General features: G+C 63.3%; 13 protein-coding genes. 11 read left to right on the top strand and 2 right to left on the bottom strand.

Translation table 11 applies throughout. From position 1 onward, the window contains the following. Nucleotides 1–92 precede the first annotated feature (92 nt). The 9 genes from AX756_RS14705 (at nt 93) to AX756_RS14665 (ending at nt 12,158) form a co-directional block, all read left to right on the top strand. Nucleotides 93–1,421 carry a serine/threonine-protein kinase gene (locus AX756_RS14705; RefSeq protein WP_068312962.1) on the top strand — a complete coding sequence of 443 codons (1,329 nt, stop codon included), beginning with the start codon at nt 93–95 and terminating at the stop codon, nt 1,419–1,421. Continuing rightward, nucleotides 1,418–2,350, top strand: coding sequence for an FHA domain-containing protein (locus AX756_RS14700; protein ID WP_068312960.1), 933 nt, complete (start codon nt 1,418–1,420; stop codon nt 2,348–2,350). The genes AX756_RS14705 and AX756_RS14700 overlap by 4 nt, the downstream gene beginning before the upstream one ends. Continuing rightward, nucleotides 2,334–3,266, top strand: coding sequence for a PP2C family protein-serine/threonine phosphatase (locus AX756_RS14695; protein ID WP_068312958.1), 933 nt, complete (start codon nt 2,334–2,336; stop codon nt 3,264–3,266). The genes AX756_RS14700 and AX756_RS14695 overlap by 17 nt, the downstream gene beginning before the upstream one ends. Then, entirely contained in the window at nt 3,263–4,438 is a 1,176-nt protein-coding gene (locus tag AX756_RS14690) for a hypothetical protein (RefSeq protein WP_068312955.1), read from the top strand. The genes AX756_RS14695 and AX756_RS14690 overlap by 4 nt, the downstream gene beginning before the upstream one ends. A 111-nt stretch (nt 4,439–4,549) precedes the next feature. After that, the gene (locus tag AX756_RS14685) at nt 4,550–6,640 is read left to right on the top strand and encodes a dynamin family protein (RefSeq protein ID WP_068312953.1); all 2,091 of its coding nucleotides are present in this window, start codon (nt 4,550–4,552) and stop codon (nt 6,638–6,640) included. Between the two features lie 16 nt (nt 6,641–6,656). Continuing rightward, complete coding sequence (locus tag AX756_RS14680) at nt 6,657–7,637, top strand: dynamin family protein (RefSeq protein WP_068312951.1); 981 nt, start codon at nt 6,657–6,659, stop codon at nt 7,635–7,637. Between the two features lie 121 nt (nt 7,638–7,758). Further along, a complete protein-coding gene (locus tag AX756_RS14675; RefSeq protein WP_068312947.1) occupies nt 7,759–8,127 on the top strand; it encodes a hypothetical protein in 369 nt (122 codons plus the stop codon). Then, on the top strand, nt 8,120–8,956 hold the full coding sequence (locus AX756_RS14670) for a hypothetical protein (RefSeq protein ID WP_156461509.1): 837 nt from the start codon (nt 8,120–8,122) through the stop codon (nt 8,954–8,956). Before AX756_RS14675 ends, AX756_RS14670 begins: the two co-directional genes overlap by 8 nt. A gap of 178 nt (nt 8,957–9,134) precedes the next feature. Then, nucleotides 9,135–12,158: an error-prone DNA polymerase gene (locus AX756_RS14665; RefSeq protein ID WP_068312941.1), complete on the top strand. Its 3,024-nt coding sequence runs from the start codon at nt 9,135–9,137 to the stop codon at nt 12,156–12,158. On the opposite strand, the gene AX756_RS14660 is transcribed toward AX756_RS14665, so the two are convergent. Together AX756_RS14660 and AX756_RS14650 are read right to left on the bottom strand one after the other, a co-directional pair. Further along, nucleotides 12,121–13,788, bottom strand: a complete 1,668-nt coding sequence (locus tag AX756_RS14660; protein WP_068312938.1) for a sialate O-acetylesterase — start codon at nt 13,786–13,788, stop codon at nt 12,121–12,123. The two genes, AX756_RS14665 and AX756_RS14660, sit on opposite strands and share 38 nt — an antisense overlap. Nucleotides 13,789–14,454: 666 nt before the next feature. Continuing rightward, the gene (locus tag AX756_RS14650) at nt 14,455–15,027 is read right to left on the bottom strand and encodes a DNA-3-methyladenine glycosylase I (protein WP_068312931.1); all 573 of its coding nucleotides are present in this window, start codon (nt 15,025–15,027) and stop codon (nt 14,455–14,457) included. A 100-nt stretch (nt 15,028–15,127) separates the two neighbouring features. On the opposite strand from AX756_RS14650, the gene AX756_RS14645 reads away from it, so the two are divergent. Continuing rightward, nucleotides 15,128–15,973, top strand: a complete 846-nt coding sequence (locus AX756_RS14645; RefSeq protein WP_231701069.1) for an EAL domain-containing protein — start codon at nt 15,128–15,130, stop codon at nt 15,971–15,973. A gap of 347 nt (nt 15,974–16,320) precedes the next feature. Further along, nucleotides 16,321–17,496 (top strand): acetyl-CoA C-acetyltransferase, encoded by a 1,176-nt coding sequence (locus AX756_RS14640; protein ID WP_068312928.1) that lies wholly within the window; start codon nt 16,321–16,323, stop codon nt 17,494–17,496. The last annotated feature ends 34 nt before the right edge of the window (nt 17,497–17,530 follow it).

Below are 17,530 nucleotides of genomic sequence, written 5' to 3'. Positions count from 1 at the left end.
CCCATTCGCGACACAATTCGCAACAGAATGTAGTCCCCGCGAATAGCTGCGTGCTGCGCAGCGAATCCCATGGCGGAGAAGGAAGCAGTGCAATGACCGAATTCCCGCATGTCCTGGCGGCTCCGCCAGACAGCCTGCCACCGGGCACGGAGCTTCTGCGCGGGCAATTTCGGGTGGAATCCTTCCTGAATGCCGGCGGTTTCGGGATCACATACCTGGCGCGCAACAGCCTCGAACGGCGGGTCGTGCTAAAGGAATGCTACCCCAGCTCGATGTGCTGCCGCGCCGATCACGAGGTCCGGGCGCGCACCCGCAGCCAGCAGGTGGAATTCGACACCGTGGTTCGCCTGTTCGTCGAAGAGGCGCGGCGTCTTGCCAAGCTGGACCACCCCAATATCGTCGGCGTGCATGATGTCTTCGAAGATAACAGCACGGCCTATATGGCGCTGGATTATGTCGAGGGGCGGGACCTGCTCGACGTGATCGAGGCCGAGCCGACGCGCCTCGGCCCGCCGGAAATTCGCAAGATCACCCGCAGGCTTCTGGACGCGGTCATCCATGTGCACGATCTGGATATTCTGCACCGGGACATCTCGCCGGACAACGTGCTGCTGGACCGGAACAACGAGCCGATCCTGATCGATTTCGGCGCCGCGCGGGACACGGCGCGGCGGGCAAGCCGCGTCCTGTCGGCGCTGCAGGTGGTCAAGGACGGCTACTCGCCGCAGGAATTCTACCTCGCCGGAAGTCCGCAGAGCCCGGCGGGCGATCTCTACTCCCTCGGCGCCACGCTGCACCACCTGCTGACCGGGGAAGCGCCCGCGAACAGCCATATGCGGCTGGCCGCGCTGGCCGAACAGAGGCCGGACCCCTACGTGCCGCTGAAAGGCCGCATGCCGGGCTATGACGACCGCTTTCTTCTGGCCATCGACCGGGCCCTGAACGTCTTTGCCAAGGACAGGGTCCAGACGGCTCGCCAATGGCGGGACATGATTGACGAAACCACGACAGGGGCCGCCTCTGCGCCGCTCATGGGCGAGACAGAGGTCGCGGCCCGTATCCAGCGGCTGGTGGAAGACACCAATGCCGTGGTGAAGGTCGAGCAGGAACGCGCGGAAAAGGAGCGGCAGGAACGCGAAGCGCTCGAAACGCAGGAACGAGAGGCGCTCGAGCAGAAACGCATAAGGCTCAAGCAACAGGCCATGCGGGAAGCCGAGGAGGCCGCGCAAGCCGTCGCTGCGGCCCGCGTCGGGGCCCTGCCGGAGGAGGCCACAACCTGCGATCCCGCAAACCATTCCGAAACCTTGTGCGAGCATAAAGGAGGCACCGCCCGTCCTCGGCTGTTTGGCCGGATATGGCGCGGGTTTCGCCGTCAGGGCGAAACGGATCAGGTTGGCCAGATGGAGGGCTACGGAGCATGAAATTCTTTCGTAGAAAGCACCCTGTACCGGCGGCGACCGACGCCTCGGGCGGGCTCGTTGCAGCCGAGGCACCATTCGACCTTCCTCCGGACGTACTGACCGCGGAGCCCAATGAGGACCTGGCCCCGGCGGAGCGGGAGCGCGAAGCACAGCTTGCGTCCCTGTCGATGGAAAGCCATGGCGGAATCGCTCGGCCAAGGGTCACGGGCAGTGAAGCCGATGCCGCGCGCCCTGCGCCCTGTGCCGAAGCGACCGGTGACGTTCCGGCACGGCGTCGGATCTGGGACATCGAAGCGGAACCGCAGGCGGGTCCCGCCCTGCCAGACACGGCGGAGGAACCTGCGCTGCCTTCCGCCGCCTTCGCGCCTGATGACGTCGCCCTTGCCCGGGCGCGAATCGCCCAGTTTTCGCAGGCCGGCCTGTCACCAGCAGAGGCCCCGTCCAACGGTCACCGCGCCAAGACGCGCCTGCTCGGTTTCCAGACCGCTGATCTTGCACAGAAGGACCCGTTCGCCGCCGGCCCCCAAGCCGGCCCTCGCGTGGAACAGCGTTTTCCGGTCGGTTGGCTCGTTGTCGTGGAGGGGCCGGGACGCGGCGCCTGTTTCACGCTGACAAACGGTGTGTCCAGTATCGGTCGGGGCGAAGACCAGTCCGTCTGCCTCGACTTCGGCGATGGTTCCATTTCGCGCAGCAACCATGCAGCCATCGCTTACGATGACGAAACGAATTGCTTTTTCCTCGGCCAGGGCGGCAAGTCCAATATCGTGCGCTTGAATGGCCGACCGGTCCTGTCGACCGAAGACCTTTCGCATGCCGACCGGATAAAGATCGGGGAAACCAGCCTGCAATTCGTTGCTTTTTGCGACGAGGACTTTTCCTGGGCTGCCGCGGACGACGGCACGGAGGGCCAAGATGCCGCCCACCAGTGAGCTGTGCCTTGACGCCGCCACCGGGTTGAGCCTCGGCGCACGGGAGGCGCAGGAGGACGCGGTGCTCTGCGATGTCCCGCAGGGTGGGGCGAGCGGAATCGTCGTGCTGGCCGACGGCTTGGGGGGCCATGTCGCCGGTGCGTTGGCCAGCCGCATTGCCGTGACGACCGCGCTGGACGAACTGGCGGCCCGGCGAAACGCGCAAGGGCGGCTGGAAACCGACATTCCCGGCCTGCTGGTCAACGCGGCACAGGCGGCCAATCGAGCGATCCTTGCCCATGCATGTTCCAACCCGGAAACACACGGCATGGGAGCAACGCTCCTGCTCGTCATCGTCGATGGCGGGCGCCTGTTCTGGCTGTCCGTCGGCGACAGCCCGCTTTTCCTGCTTCGGGACGGACAGATCCGCCAACTCAACGAAGTGCATTCCCTCGCCCCGCAATTCGACCTTCTGGCCCGCGCGGGCGAGATGGACCCGGAGATCGCCGCGAGCCACCCGGATCGCAGTTGCCTGACCTCGGCGCTTGGGTTCGATCCCCTGCGGCGAGTCGATTGTCCGCAAACTGGGTTCGAGCTCGCACCAGGAGACCTCCTCGTCGCGGCCAGCGACGGCATTCTGACCTTGTCGCCGGAAATGATGGTCACGACCTTGTCCCGGCCGGACAATGGCTTTGCGACAGATCTGGTCGACCGGCTCTTGCGGAAGGTCGCGGCCAGCGGTGCGCGCGAACAGGACAACCTGTCGGTTTCCGTCCTGCGGCTCTTTCCAGACACCGAGCGCGCCGTGCAACCCCGGCATGGCTGGGCGCGACGCCTGTTTCAGCGGTTCCGCCAGCTATCGCCGGAACCTTCCCCGCTTGGCGTCTCGCTCCGTCAGGATCTGCCCGCACCCACCAGCGTTGAGGGGTCGGGATGATACCTGATCAAACCGGGCAACGCCTGGTCGAGCAATTGTCCGCCGCCATCGCCACGGATTCGATTCCAAGAGATGCGCGCATCTGGGCAGAAGGCGTTCTGGCGCGCCTGTCCGCGCCGGTGCGGGTTGGTGTTCTGGGTCCGGAATACTGCAATCTGCCATCGCTGGCCAATGCCCTGATTGGCGCAGACATCCTGCCTGATGGCGCGGGAATGCCTCCCATGTTGGTCCACCGCGGCACCGCAGAAAGCATCACCACCGTTACGGCCTCCGGATCGCGGCACGAAATCCGGCCAGAGGAATTCCGCAAGCTGGATCCATGGAGCCTCGTCATGGCCGAATTCACCGCGCCGCTTCCTATTCTCGATCACCTTTCCCTGCTCCTTGTGCCGCTGGAAGGTGCAGAACGAGACGTGGCAGGTGCTATCAACTGGGCCGGGCAGCGCTGTGACATGGCGGTTTTCTGCGCGCTGCCGGCAGATCTGCGGGCGAGAGCGATCTGGAACAACCTTCCGCGCCCATTTCTCGATCACGGCTTTCTTTGCCTTTTGGGCGAGGATTGCACAGCAGTGGACAATCGGTTCGATCATCCGTTCCGCTCGCTCTTTAGGATCAACGGATTCGCCGGGGATGCCGCGCAGGTCCACCAGCTGACGACCGGGCTTCTGGACCATGTCGCATCCGCGCGACGCGAAGACCTGGAAGGCGCTTTGCTGCTTCTGGAGCGATATTGTCCGCCCGATGGCAAGAACAGGCTTCGTGCTGTCGCGCCGCCGCAGAACGCGCAAGATCAACCGGATTTCTCCACGCTTCTGGATCCCCCTCCACAGGAAGAACCGGAATGCCGGGATCGCGCAGAGACGTCCGCGCCCACCGCCGAGATCATATCCTTTCTCGCGGCCCAGGCTGACGAACTGGTCCTCCTGTGCGAGACGACGGACCCCGCGCGACTGGACCGGGCCAAATCGGGCGTTCTGGCGCTTTGTATGGAGTCGATCGAAGCCTGTGCGGAGATGGCGATGCAGGACGGGCCGGAGGTGATGGAGCTTTTCGCCGAAGCCACGGACCTTGTCGTGTTGATGCAGATCGAGTCCACCAAGGAGGCCATGGCAGATGCAGTCGCGCTCATGCTGCAACTGCGCCACGAATGCGAAGCCCGGCTTTGCGCATGAAACAGGAACCGCACCAATTGCACAGATGCGCCATGTTTTCGCCATGTTTTCGCCACGCCCGAAGCGAGCCGGACGCGCAGCGTGGACGGAGACCTTGCAACAGGAGGGATCATGCTGGGTAACACCGCCACTCTCGATGACAGGCCGGCCACCGGTAGGGTCGAAGCTTTTCCCTCGCATGGCTGCGAATCGGCGGAGGCCGACCCGCTCGTTCGGATGTGCCTTGAAGGGCTGTCCCCCGTCTTGGCGCAAAGGGGCGAAGTGTCGGCGGTTCTGGAAGAGCTTTCCGCAGCCGCCGACGGCAAAACGGTCGAGGCAGCGGAGCGCCTTCGGCACAGTCTCTTTTCCCTTGAACCGGCGGTCACCTTCATCGGGCAGGTGAAAGCCGGCAAGACATCGCTGGTCAACGCCATGATCGGCGAGCCGGGTCTGCTTCCGGCGGATGTGAACCCATGGACGTCGGTCGTGACCTCTCTGCATATGGGCCCTTCCGCCGACGCGGCCCCCTACGCGGCCCGATTTACCTTTTTCGAGCCGGAGGATTGGGACAGGCTGACCCGCAGAGGCGGGCGCGTGGGCGAACTGGCGGGCCGCTCCGGGGCTGAGGAAGAGGCCGAAAAGGTCCGCCTTCAGATCGAGGCGATGCGCGACAAGACCCGCCGCCGCCTTGGGCGGAAATTCGAGTTGCTGCTCGGCACCAGCCACAATTACGCGACCCTGACACGCGAGCTTGTTGAACGTTATGTCTGTCTTGGCGACGATTTCGAGGAGCAATCGCCACTTCCGGGATCGGAGGCGCAGGGACGTTTCGCGGACATCACCAAGGCCGCGGACCTGCAGATCGCCCGCCCCGGCTGGCCGATGAACCTTTGCCTGCGCGACACGCCGGGCGTGAACGACACGTTCATGATGCGCGAGCAGATCACCATCGGGGCGATCCGCGACAGTCGCCTCTGCGTGGTCGTCCTGTCGGCGCACCAAGCGCTCAGCACGGTGGACATGGCCTTGATCCGCCTGATCTCCAACGTGCAATCCCGCGAAGTGGTTATCTTCGTGAACCGGATCGACGAACTCGCTGATCCCGCAGGCCAGATTGAGGAAATCCGCGACAGTATCCGGGCAACACTGGAATCCCATCACGGCCCAAAGGACGCCAAGATTGTTTTCGGAAGTGCCCATTGGGCGACGCTGGCACTGAAGGGAGACCTGTCTGCCCTTGATGAAGACGCCAGCGCGGTCTTGCTCGGCTATGCCGAACATGTTGCCGACAAGATGGAGCGTGAACTCGGCGCTTTGGAATTGATCTGGTGGCTATCGGGCGTGCCGGAGTTGTACAGCACGATTTGGAGCCGGGTGACAGAAGGCGCGGCCCGTGAACGCATCTGTTCCGTGGCCCGCGATTCGATGAACCTGGCCGTGGGACTTTCTGCCGCGATCGCCGCCAATCCCGCGCATCTGGCCGCCGCGCACGACAAGTCGATCGACACAAGGCGGATGCAGCTTGCCCTGTCGGAGCTGGAAGCGCGCGTCTTGTCGAAACTCGACAGGGACCTTGCCGTTGCGCTTGAAAGCGCCGCTCAACGGCTCGAACGTTCGCATCGCAGCTTCTTGGACCGTGCAACGATGGCGCTCGTGCAGCACCTGGATAGCTACGGAGAGCTCGCGCCCTGGAAGTACGACCCCACCGGCCTCCGACTGCTTCTGAGATCCGGCTTCCAGGTCTTCTCCCGACAAGTGAAGGACGCAGGAGCGCTGGCCGCCGAACAGGCCGCCGATGGGCTCTCCGAAATCTACGCCGCCGCCCTTCAGCGCCCGGCTTCGGATTTTGCGATTCAACCCCCAACTATGCCGCGGGTCGCGCCTCCGGTCCTGATCGGACAGACGATCGCGCTGGACCTGAAGGGAAACTGGTGGCGGCGCTGGTGGAGCCGAAGGCGCGGCTACAAGGCCTTCGCCCCGGAGTTTCACGCCATGATCGACGCCGAAACACGCCCGATCCTCGACGGGTTGCTTTGCGGACATTGTCAGCCGTGCATCGTAGAAATTCAGCGCGTTCTTAAAGACTTCCTTGACGAACAGAGAGCTATCCTCGCCACGCTCGAATCCCGTGGATCCGGGCGCACAGGGGTACCGGATCAGGTCGGCCCCGCAACGGAAGTGCTGGCTGATGCGGTCGCGCGGCTCGGCCGTTTCGTCGCCTGAGAGGAAAGGAGTCGCAATGTTTCACAATCCGCAACTCAAGGTCGAGTCGCCCCCTTTGCCGAACAGTCGCGCAGCGATTCCCGATTGCGCGGAGGAGCGCGTCGCGCGTCGTCCGCGCATTGCGGTCATGGGCGAGTTCAGTGCCGGAAAGAGTACGCTGACCAATCTTTTGATCGGCTCGAACGCGCTGCCGGTAAAGGTAACGGCCACCCAGTTGCCGCCGGTCTGGCTCAACCATGGAACGGGCGCGCCATACGGGGTCGACAAGAACGGTGACCGTTTCGATGTCGATCTCGCGCGCATCGGCGACATACCGCTGGAGAACACGCAGTATCTGCACGTCGAACGGCATTCCAATGTTCTGGAACTTTGCGACATCATCGACTTTCCGGGGATCTCGGACCCAAACATGCCGGCAGATCTCTGGCAGCGGGTGATTGCCGAGGTGGATGCAGTCTTGTGGTGCAGCCATGCCGTTCAAGCCTGGCGCCAGAGTGAGGCGGCGGCCTGGGAGGAAATGCCCGTCCATTTGCAGGAACGGAGCCTGCTGTTGCTGACACGGATGGACAAGCTCGTTGAGGAACGGGATCGGCAACGTGTCCTGTCACGCGTACGGCGCGAGACAGATGGTCTTTTTGCGGATATCTTCCCGATCTCGCTTACCCGGGCACTCGCCGCCGGAGAGGACCGCGACGCATGGGAAGCAAGCGGGGCCGAACGTTTGATGACCGCCCTACTCGAACTGATCATGTCTTTCTCGCCTGCCGGGGAGCGGCCAGCCGTCTGCGTGAATGCGAGCATTGCCAAAGGTACGTCTTCCCTGGAAGTTTCGCCTTCCGCAACGGCGGAAGCTGTGTCGTTGCCGTCCCGAGAAACGGAAACACCCCGGCAATCGGAGCTACAGCCCGAAGCCGATCAAGCCCCCCGGATCGTACCGCGGCGCGTGAGCCTGAAGGGCCCCTCCCGTCGTGGCGCCCAGACCAGGCCACGATCGTAAAATGCGCAAGGAGACTCGAGCGAAACCTGTACGGGTCAAGCTCCGGTAGGGTTCCCGAAAGGTTTCTGCTGCATATCTGGAGGGACTTCACATCGAATCTACTCCGGCGAGACCGCCTCCAATGAGCATTGTCGAGCAGCTGAACAGATTATACCGGGAGATTCCCGGATGCCTGGCGGTTGTCTTTGGCGATATGCAAACGAAAACGGTGCTTCGGTCCGTTGCGAAGGACATTCTCTGCCAGGAAGATCATGATCGACTTCTGGAAGCGGCCGCATTCTGGCTGAACCCATCTGCCGAAAATCCTCCCGGCCAACCGGCTGGGTCCGCCCCGCCAACGCAGGTTTTGCTGCAGGGACGGAAGTCGACCCGCGTTTTCACCCGTTTGTTTCCGGAGACCTCCGACGTGCTGTGCATCCTTGCCGTGGCCGAGACACCTCTGGCGGAGCTGCACCGTTGCTTGCACGTCATGGTGACGGCGGATGACTGAACATACCCTCATAGCGCAAGTGCCGGAGGACGAATTGTTTCGCCGGGTCAGCCTGTCACGCATGATCGAACGGCTGGGCGCCTGTAGTGGAGACGGATTCCAGACCGGCCAACGGCCCTTGCAGGCCAGCCTCTCCGGCATCCTCGATGAAATTGACGAAACCGTCATGGCGCGCCGGCTGGTCTTTCACAATGACCGGGGCGAAGAGATGACTCTCGAAATTCGGAGCCGTCGCCTGTTCTGGGCGGAGTTCGGACCGGTCGCCGGGGCGATCGGGCATCCCGCTTCCGGCCTCGTGCAGAGCCATGCGGCATCGGAGGAGATTTCGGCGCTGATAGACACCCTGCAGCGATTCGCCGTGGCAGGAGAGCTTTCAGTCGAAAGCCGGCAACCCATGTACCAGGCCGCGCCGGATGAAGCAGGCCTCCCCGTCTCTGCACTTTATCGCGTTTCGGGGCACGGAGGCTCTTCGATCGGTGCCGACGGCACCACGGATCGGGATCCGTCTCTGGAAGATTTCGCCGAGACGTGCCACCCTTTGAGTCTGGCTCTCATGCTGTGCGGGCCGGACGGAGATTGGCGTGATTGCGGCGAGACGGCCTTGGTTGCAGAACTCGGGGAGGCATTGAAGAACTTCCCGTGTTTTCAAACGGATGCCCTCGATGAGATGCCCCTTGGGGCAACGCTTTCCCGCCCCGGAACGGCCGGTGCCAGCCTCGCCCTGTTTGCCGATGGGCAGAGCCAGCTTGCCGTATACGTGGCGCCTGAACAAGACGCCGCGCTCCAGGCCGCATGGGCCGATTGGCTGGCAAGACAATCGGGACCGTAAGCCTTCCGAGACCTTGGACCAGGGCGACCATCACTGCCGAAATACGACTCCCAATAAGAACAAAACGTGAATATAAAGATTGGAAGGGGCACAACCCAGACCGGCCGCATCGCCGCCCACGCGCAACGCCTCGACGGCCTTCCCTGCAGAAGGTGGAGGCCCAACCGGAGACCGTCACATGGGCTTCGTGGAGCTCTCGGCGACATCGAATTTCACCTTCCTCACCGGGGCCTCGCATCCGGAGGAGTTGATGGAGCGCGCCGCGCTGATCGGACTGCACGGGCTGGTCGTCGCCGACGAGAACTCGGTCGCCGGGATCGTGCGGGGGCATGTGCAGGCGCGCGAGATCGCGCGGATCGTGGCGGAACGGGAAACCAGCGAGGCGCGCACGGGGCTGATCGGCCCCCCCGCACCAGAGGGCTACCCTGCCAGCCCCGGCCCCGACATCCGCAACACCCCGCGCCTGATCCCCGGCGCCCGCATCGTCACGCGTGACGGCTTCACCGTGACCGCGGTCCCGCACGATCGGGCCGGCTGGGGTCGCCTCTGCCGGCTGATTTCCTTGGGGCGATTGCGCGCCGGCAAGGGCGACTGCCTGCTCGAACTGGAAGATATCCTCGAATGGGGAGAGGGGATGGAATTGCTGCTCCACCCCGCCGTCCCTTCCCCATCTCCACAGGCGCCCGGCTCAAAGCGCGGCGCGAGCGGATGGTGGTCACAGGCGCAACGGTTGACGCGCCGCTTCGATACGGCCGTGCACCTGCTCCTGGCCCCGCGCTATGACGGACAGGATCGCGAGCGCTTCCAGCGCCTCTCGCGACTTGCCCGTGAACTTGGCATCACTCCCGTCGCCTCGGCCGCCCCGCGCATGCATGTCGGCCGCCGCCGGAAACTGGCCGACGTACTCACAGCGATACGCAGCGGCTGCCGGATCGAGGATCTGGGCCGCGCCGCCATGAGCAATGGCGAGCAGCGCCTGCGCAGCGAGGCCGAGATGCGCCGCATCTTTGCCGAGCATCCCGACGCCGTGGACCGCAGCGCCGAGATCGCCGCGCGTTGCCGCTTCTCACTCGACGAGCTGCGTTATGAGTACCCGTCCGAGGTGACGGGCGGCGAGAGTGCCGCCGAGCGGCTGGCGCGGCTCGCCCATGCCGGGCTGCGCTGGCGCTACCCTTCCGGCGCGCCGGAGCGCGTCCGCAAGCAACTCGCGCATGAACTCGCCCTGATCGGAAAGCTGGAATACGAGCCTTATTTCCTCACTGTTCACGACATCGTCGCCTTCGCCCGCGCCCAGAACATCCTCTGCCAGGGTCGCGGCTCGGCGGCCAATTCGGTGGTCTGTTATGCCTTGGGCGTCACTTCCGTCTCGCCGGAGATCGGTACCATGGTCTTCGAACGATTCGTGTCCGAGGCGCGTGGCGAGCCGCCTGATATCGATGTCGATTTCGAGCATGAACGCCGCGAAGAGGTGATCCAGCATATCTATGAGCGCTACGGTCGCCACCGCGCCGGGCTCTGCGCCACCGTCATCCACTATCGCGGCAAGCGCGCCGTGCGCGAGGTCGGCCGCGCGATGGGGTTGAGCGAGGATACCGTCGCGGCGCTCTCCAGCCAGATCTGGGGCTGGGGCTCGCTCAAGGGCACGGAAGCGCAGCGGATGCGCGAGATCGGGCTGGACCCGACCGACCGCCGTCTGAAACAGACCATGGAACTGGTTCAGGAGATCCAGGGCTTCCCGCGCCACCTCTCCCAGCATGTCGGCGGCTTCATCATCACCGAGGGCCGGTTGGACGAGCTCTGCCCGGTCGAGAACGCCACCATGGAGGACCGCACGGTCATCCCCTGGGACAAGGACGATATCGACGCGCTCGGCATCCTCAAGGTCGACATCCTCGCCCTTGGCATGCTCTCCGTCATCCGCAAGGCCTTCGAGATGATCTCGCGCCATCACGGCACCGGCTACACGCTCGCCACGCTCCCCCCCGAGGACCCGGCCGTCTATGACATGCTCTGCAAGGCGGATTCCCTCGGCGTCTTCCAGGTCGAGAGCCGGGCCCAGATGAACTTCCTGCCGCGCATGCGGCCGCGCAGCTTCTATGACCTCGTCATCGAGGTCGCGATCATACGCCCCGGCCCGATCCAGGGCGACATGGTCCACCCCTATCTGCGCCGCCGCAATGGCGAGGAGGAGGTGATCTTCCCCTCCGACGCGCTTGGCGCGGTGCTGGCCAAGACGCTGGGCGTGCCGCTCTTTCAGGAACAGGCGATGCAGATCGCCATCGTCGGGGCTGGCTTCACGCCCGAGGAAGCGGACCGCCTGCGCCGCTCGCTCGCCACCTTCAAGAAACACGGCAATGTCTCCGAGTTCCACGACCGCTTCATGTCCGGCATGCGCCGCAACGGCTATGACGAGGAGTTCGCCGCCCGCTGCTTCAGCCAGATCGAGGGCTTCGGCTCCTACGGCTTTCCCGAGAGCCACGCCGCGAGTTTCGCTCTGCTGGTCTATGCCTCCGCCTGGCTCAAGCGCCACCATCCCGGCATCTTCGCCTGCGCGTTGCTGAACTCCCAACCGATGGGCTTCTACGCCCCCGCACAAATCGTGCGCGACGCCCGCGAGCACGGGGTGGAGGTGCGCCCGGTGGACATCAACCTGTCCTATTGGGACAACGTGATGGAGCCGGACCAGAAGGGCGGGCTGGCCCTGCGCCTTGGCTTCCGGCAGATCCGCTCCCTGCGCGAGGAGGAGGCGCATTGGCTCGTCGCGGCGCGCGGCAATGGGTATCGCGGGGTCGAGGATGTCTGGCGGCGCGCAGGCATCTCGCCGGCGATGCTGGAAGCGCTCGCAGAGGCGGATGCTTTCGCCTCGCTGTCACTCTCGCGCCGGCAAGCGCTCTGGGACGCACGCGCGTTGCGCGCCACCCGCCCGCTGCCGCTCTTTGCGCGGGATATGGAGGGCGAGGGCATCGACGAGCCCGACGCCAACCTTCCAACCATGACGCCTTCGGAAGAGGTGGTGGAGGATTACGTCTCGCTGCGGCTTACCCTGCGCGCCCACCCTCTGGCTCTGCTGCGCCGGAAGCTCACGCCGGAGACGCCCCCGCAAAACAAAACCGCCGCCAGCACGGGGCCGGCGGCGGCACAATCCGCATCTGGTGCTGAGGGTTTCAGGCTTTCGGGACCGACAACAGGGCGATCTGCATGAAATTGCCATCGGAGACGAAAGACACTGCATGGCCGGTCGAGTCCGCCGCAAAAGCTCGATCCCCCGCACCGGAACCAAACGTGTCGCCGTAGTTGGTCCAGCCGAGACGCGTGTCGATCCCGCTCCACTCCATGCTCTGGCTGGCCGGGTTGATCGAGATACCGGCACCGAGCACGACGCCCTCGGCCGTGGCATCGATGCTTGCCGACGCTGAGGACGCCAGAGCCGCGATCGCCGCTGCGGGATCGGCATTCTTGAGCACCCAGACATGCACGCCGGCGCGCCTCTGCCAGCTATCATGCTGCAGTCCGATATCCACAAGCCCCGCCGGCACATCCGTCAAATAGCCGAAACGAATATAGTTTCCCAAATACTCGCCGCGAGCGAACAGGGTCGCCGCCTGCCCGCCGATAGTGATCCCGGACAGGCCCTTATCGGTCGCGTTGTTTCGAGACGCACCGGCAACGATCACCGTACCGCCAGGTCCAACATCGACATCCGCAAACAGATGCGAAGCCCCGTCATCCGTGGTCGCGGCAAAGGCGGTCGTGAGAACGCTGGCCGCGCCGGCCTCCGGAACCGCGCTCACGACATTGGAATAGGGGGCCGTTCCGATCTCGTTCACGGCGAACAGTCGGTAAAAATAGGTCGTGCCATTGACCAGCCCGGTATCCGTGAAACCGGGCGAGGCAGACACCCCGTCGACGATCTCGGTCCAATCGACACCGTCCAGCGAGCGTTCGATCACGTAATCCGAAACAGCCTGCCCCCCATTGGCGGGCGCGGACCAACTCAGGATGATCTGCTGGTTGCCGGCGAGCGCCGCCAGGTCCGAGATCGCGTCCGGAATCGTCGGTCGATGCGCCGCAGCCACCGACAGGGCATCGAAGTACCGGCTGCCAAGCAAACGCAGGGAGGCCGCATCGAAATGCAGGTTATCGCCGAGATCGGTCAGCAGGCTTGGCGCCCGCGAGCTTGCCACGGCAGTATAGAAATGCCGGTTCGGCATGTCCGCGATCACTTCGTTTACCGCGTTGTTGTTCGCGCTGGCATTGATGAAATCCGGAGCAAGTTCGCCCAGAATAAAGGGCGTGGTGCCATCTGCCGCCGAAATCTCGCTCCGCAGCCCGTCGATCATCGCGTCCAGATCGTCCTGAAGGCTGGCATAACCGGAATCCGCTTCCCCCTGGTGCCAGAGAATCCCGCCCATGCGAAATGTGGGGTTGTCGGCAAACAGCGCATTCGCCCTTGCAACGAGATCGGCGTAGAGCATGCCCCCGACCGCCCACTCACCGCTGGAGAACCCGGTGCCTCCCTTGGCGGCCGGAAGGAACACAAGCTGTTCACCGGGGAAGGCCGCCTCGAAGTCGATCGCGAACTGAACATCCAAGCCCATGTCGCCGGCAATGGCGTCATGGTGGTCAAGCGGAACGGTGGCCGAGGTGAGAGTGTCATCCATGCCGAACTGCATCACGCCATCGGGCATGCCCTGACCGCCATCGAAATCCGCGCGTCCGATCATGTTGCTTTGCCCCGCGAGGATGAAAACCCGGGTTACCGTCTCGAACCCTGCCATCGGGCGAACAAGTCCGCGGACAAGCGGCCGAACAATGGAAATCGCGTTGGTCATGGGAAGGTCTCCTTTTCAAGGCGATTTTCGCGAAAAGGATTAACGAAGCAGAAACGGGCCGCGCGCTACAAACGCAACAAGGCACGTTCAGGCGGGCCTAAAACGTCACTTGGAAAGGAAAGATCGGGACTGGGTTGAAAGTGTAACGTCCCGAATCGGGCTGTTCGGCCACGAGCGCTGCAAGCCCTCGCTCCGGGAGGCCAGGTCACATTGGTGATCGGTCTTCCTCGCCTGGGCGCCAAGGAAAGCCCTGGCTGACAGCGCTCTGCTGGCCCATGAGATTTGGGTGGCTACCTGTTTGCAGCCGCCGCCACCGCCAGCGCATCCGCGCTGTTGGATTCTCTCTGGGCACGGATCGCTTCCTGTTGTCCCGAAAGTGGTAGCCACATTCCAGCCCAACTGTCGCCGTCCGTGATGAGAAGAGCACCCATGAGGTTCGAGTTCCGCAAGATGTCAGAAATCGACCTAGCCATTACCAGTCCCCTTTCGCCCCGGTTTATGCTACTGGCCCGGATACTCCTAACAAATGATTAACCCAACGTCGTCGCAACGTTCGCACGTCAGCCATTTGCGCAACGTCGGCGAGAATCCCCGGCCACTTTTTTCCACCTACCGTGAAGCAGCCTGACAAGCTCGTCTTCCTACTAAGTAAATGACCCTAGGGAATTATAAAGACATTTTTGCACATTCAGTATGACGGGGACATGCCTCGAGATGGTCGTTCACCATGCCAACGGCCTGCATGAAGGCATAAACGATGGTTGGTCCACAAAAACGAAATCCCTTGGCCTTCAGGTCGCGGGAGATCTCCACGGAAAGCGGTGTTTGAGTCGGAACTTCGGCGAGTGTCTGCCAGTGATTCTGTATCGGTTGCCCGTCAATCCGGTCCCACAGAAAGGCCGAAAAGCCCTCCCGCGTCTCGATTTCAAGCCAGGCCCGCGCGTTCCCAATCGTGGCTTCGATCTTGCCTCGATGGCGCACGATCCCGCTGTCCTGCAACAGAAGCGCAACCTCTGCCTCGCCCCATGTTGCAATCAGTTCGGGGTTGAAATCACGAAAAGCCGCCCGAAAATTGTCCCGTTTTTTCAATATCGTTATCCAGGACAAGCCCGCCTGGAAGCCGTCGAGAACAAGCTTTTCCCACAGCGCACGGCTGTCGAATTCCGGCACACCCCATTCCTCGTCATGATAGGCGACATAGATGTCTTCCTGCCCGACCCAACCGCATCTTTCGCCCATCGTTTTCTCCTGATCCGTTCCGACTTTCGGAGAATGCCGCTGTTTACCGTTCCTTCAACCCTTGGTGCGCAACTAAGGCGAGCCAGTTGCGGAGAAGGCAATGCAATCCGGATTCGACGAATATGCCTCGATGAGTGTCGAACGCGCAGCAAACCCGCTGGATGCGGCCATCGCCGAACGGGACGCCGACATCCTTTCGATGGTACGCCGCTCGCTTGATCGAAAAGATGTGCTGCTAGCCTTTCAACCCGTCGTTACCTGCAGGAACCCGGACCGCATAGCCTTTTTCGAAGGACTGATTCGCGTGCTCGACGATACCGGCAGGATCATTCCCGCTGCCGAGTTCATAAATGCTTGTGAGAACACCGAGACCGGCCGCATCATTGACTGCCTTGCCCTGGAACTCGGGCTGGGGATCCTCGCCCGGGCGCCGGAGCTGCGGCTTGCAATAAACATGTCCGCGCGCTCGATCGGCTATTCCCGCTGGATGAAGACGCTGCATGCCGGGCTGGATGACCGACCGACGGTCGGGGAGCGTCTCATTATCGAGATCACGGAATCCTCGACCATCGCCATGCCTGACATCACCAAGGCCTTCATGGAGGAAATGCAGATCATGGGCGTGAGCTTTGCGCTGGATGATTTCGGCGCCGGCTACACCGCTTTCCGCCATTTGCGCGACTTCGATTTCGACATCATCAAGATCGCAGGAGAATTCATCCGTGGCATTCATTCCGACCCCGACAACCGGGTTCTGACCCAAGCCCTCGTTACTATTTCCAAACAGTTCGACATGTTCACGGTCGCCGAAGCCGTCGAATGCGAGGAGGACGCGAAACTCCTGATCGAAATGGGCGTCGATTGCATGCAAGGCTACTACTTCGGCGTTCCGACAACGCGCCCCCCCTGGCCGGTTTTCCCGCGGGAGGTTCTACAGGCCGGATAGGCGACCGACGGACTCCGCCTTGGGAAGGGCCCGCGCAGGAAGCCGTCCTGACGCCATCTCTACCCCTCCCGAATCCCCCTCCGATATTCCAGTATCCGCGCATCCCGGCAGTTCACTCGACAACACAAACGATCTGCGGACTTTCTCCCAAACCGCTTGCAAAAGCGTTGTTTTTCGTCATTTTCCGATGCCTGAGCCTTTATTTGAGGCTCCTACGGGGGTGGGACACCCTGTCCGTTGCCAGAGTCCCCCCCGCCCCCTAACCAAGATACGGACTGGAGGGGGAAATGAGGGTGGTCGCCATGACGGCGGCAAACCCCTCCTGCGAGATTTGAAGAGGAGCCATCATGACCAACGTCGTTATCGCGTCGGCCGGCCGGACCGCCGTAGGATCTTTCCTGGGATCATTTGCCAATACTCCGGCCCATGATCTCGGCGCCGCCGTTCTCAAGGCGGTTGTCGAACGCGCCGGGATCGACCCGTCGGAAGTTTCAGAGACCATTCTCGGGCAGGTTCTGACCGCCGCCCAGGGCCAGAACCCCGCGCGTCAGGCCCATATCAATGCCGGCTTCCCGCAGGAATCCGCCGCCTGGAGCATCAACCAGGTCTGTGGATCCGGCCTGCGCACTGTTGCGCTCGCGGCCCAGCATATCCAGCTCGGGGATGCATCCATTGTCGCCGCTGGTGGCCAGGAGAGCATGTCGCTCAGCCCCCATGCTGCCGCGCTGCGTGCCGGTCAGAAAATGGGCGACATGAAATACATCGACACGATGATCAAGGATGGCCTCTGGGATGCCTTCAACGGCTACCACATGGGTCAGACCGCGGAGAACGTGGCCGCCAAGTGGCAAATCTCTCGCGAGCAGCAGGACGAGTTCGCGCTGGCCTCGCAGAATAAAGCCGAGGCCGCACAAAAGGCCGGCAAGTTCGCCGATGAGATCGTTCCCTTCATCATCAAGACCCGCAAGGGCGAGACGGTAATGGACGCGGACGAATACATCCGTCACGGCGCCACGATCGAGAACATGCAGAAGCTGCGCCCGGCCTTCATCAAGGACGGCACCGTGACCGCGGCCAATGCCTCCGGCATCAATGACGGCGCGGCTGCCGTGCTCTGCATGTCCGCCGACGAGGCCGAGAAGCGCGGCATCGAGCCGCTCGCACGCATCGCCTCTTATGCCACGGCCGGTCTCGACCCGTCGATCATGGGCGTCGGCCCGATTTATGCGTCGCGCAAGGCGCTGGACAAGGCCGGCTGGTCGGTTTCCGATCTCGACCTGGTCGAAGCCAACGAAGCCTTCGCCGCGCAGGCCTGCGCCGTGAACAAGGACATGGGCTGGGATCCGTCCATCGTGAACGTGAACGGTGGCGCCATCGCCATTGGCCACCCGATCGGCGCCTCGGGCTGCCGCGTTCTCAACACGCTGCTGTTCGAAATGAAGCGCCGCGACGCCAAGAAGGGCCTCGCCACGCTCTGCATCGGTGGCGGCATGGGTGTCGCACTCTGCGTCGAACGACCCTGACGTTCGCGCCCTGCGGAATACTCACCAAGGGGCG

Source organism: Aliiruegeria sabulilitoris, assembly GCF_001558155.1.
Lineage (GTDB): Bacteria > Pseudomonadota > Alphaproteobacteria > Rhodobacterales > Rhodobacteraceae > Tropicimonas > Tropicimonas sabulilitoris.
The sequence above is the reverse complement of the archived record's forward strand: the minus strand, read 5'-3'. Positions and strand labels throughout refer to the sequence as shown.

What these genes read in the sequence shown, in the direction of transcription:
- AX756_RS14640 (WP_068312928.1), top strand. Translation starts at nt 16,321, where the DNA reads ATGACCAACGTCGTTATCGCGTCGGCCGGCCGGACCGCCGTAGGATCT.
- AX756_RS14705 (WP_068312962.1), top strand. Translation starts at nt 93, where the DNA reads ATGACCGAATTCCCGCATGTCCTGGCGGCTCCGCCAGACAGCCTGCCA.
- AX756_RS14645 (WP_231701069.1), top strand. Translation starts at nt 15,128, where the DNA reads ATGCAATCCGGATTCGACGAATATGCCTCGATGAGTGTCGAACGCGCA.
- AX756_RS14685 (WP_068312953.1), top strand. Translation starts at nt 4,550, where the DNA reads ATGCTGGGTAACACCGCCACTCTCGATGACAGGCCGGCCACCGGTAGG.
- AX756_RS14675 (WP_068312947.1), top strand. Translation starts at nt 7,759, where the DNA reads ATGAGCATTGTCGAGCAGCTGAACAGATTATACCGGGAGATTCCCGGA.
- AX756_RS14690 (WP_068312955.1), top strand. Translation starts at nt 3,263, where the DNA reads ATGATACCTGATCAAACCGGGCAACGCCTGGTCGAGCAATTGTCCGCC.
- AX756_RS14670 (WP_156461509.1), top strand. Translation starts at nt 8,120, where the DNA reads ATGACTGAACATACCCTCATAGCGCAAGTGCCGGAGGACGAATTGTTT.
- AX756_RS14680 (WP_068312951.1), top strand. Translation starts at nt 6,657, where the DNA reads ATGTTTCACAATCCGCAACTCAAGGTCGAGTCGCCCCCTTTGCCGAAC.
- AX756_RS14650 (WP_068312931.1), bottom strand. Translation starts at nt 15,027, where the DNA reads ATGGGCGAAAGATGCGGTTGGGTCGGGCAGGAAGACATCTATGTCGCC.
- AX756_RS14665 (WP_068312941.1), top strand. Translation starts at nt 9,135, where the DNA reads ATGGGCTTCGTGGAGCTCTCGGCGACATCGAATTTCACCTTCCTCACC.
- AX756_RS14660 (WP_068312938.1), bottom strand. Translation starts at nt 13,788, where the DNA reads ATGACCAACGCGATTTCCATTGTTCGGCCGCTTGTCCGCGGACTTGTT.
- AX756_RS14700 (WP_068312960.1), top strand. Translation starts at nt 1,418, where the DNA reads ATGAAATTCTTTCGTAGAAAGCACCCTGTACCGGCGGCGACCGACGCC.
- AX756_RS14695 (WP_068312958.1), top strand. Translation starts at nt 2,334, where the DNA reads ATGCCGCCCACCAGTGAGCTGTGCCTTGACGCCGCCACCGGGTTGAGC.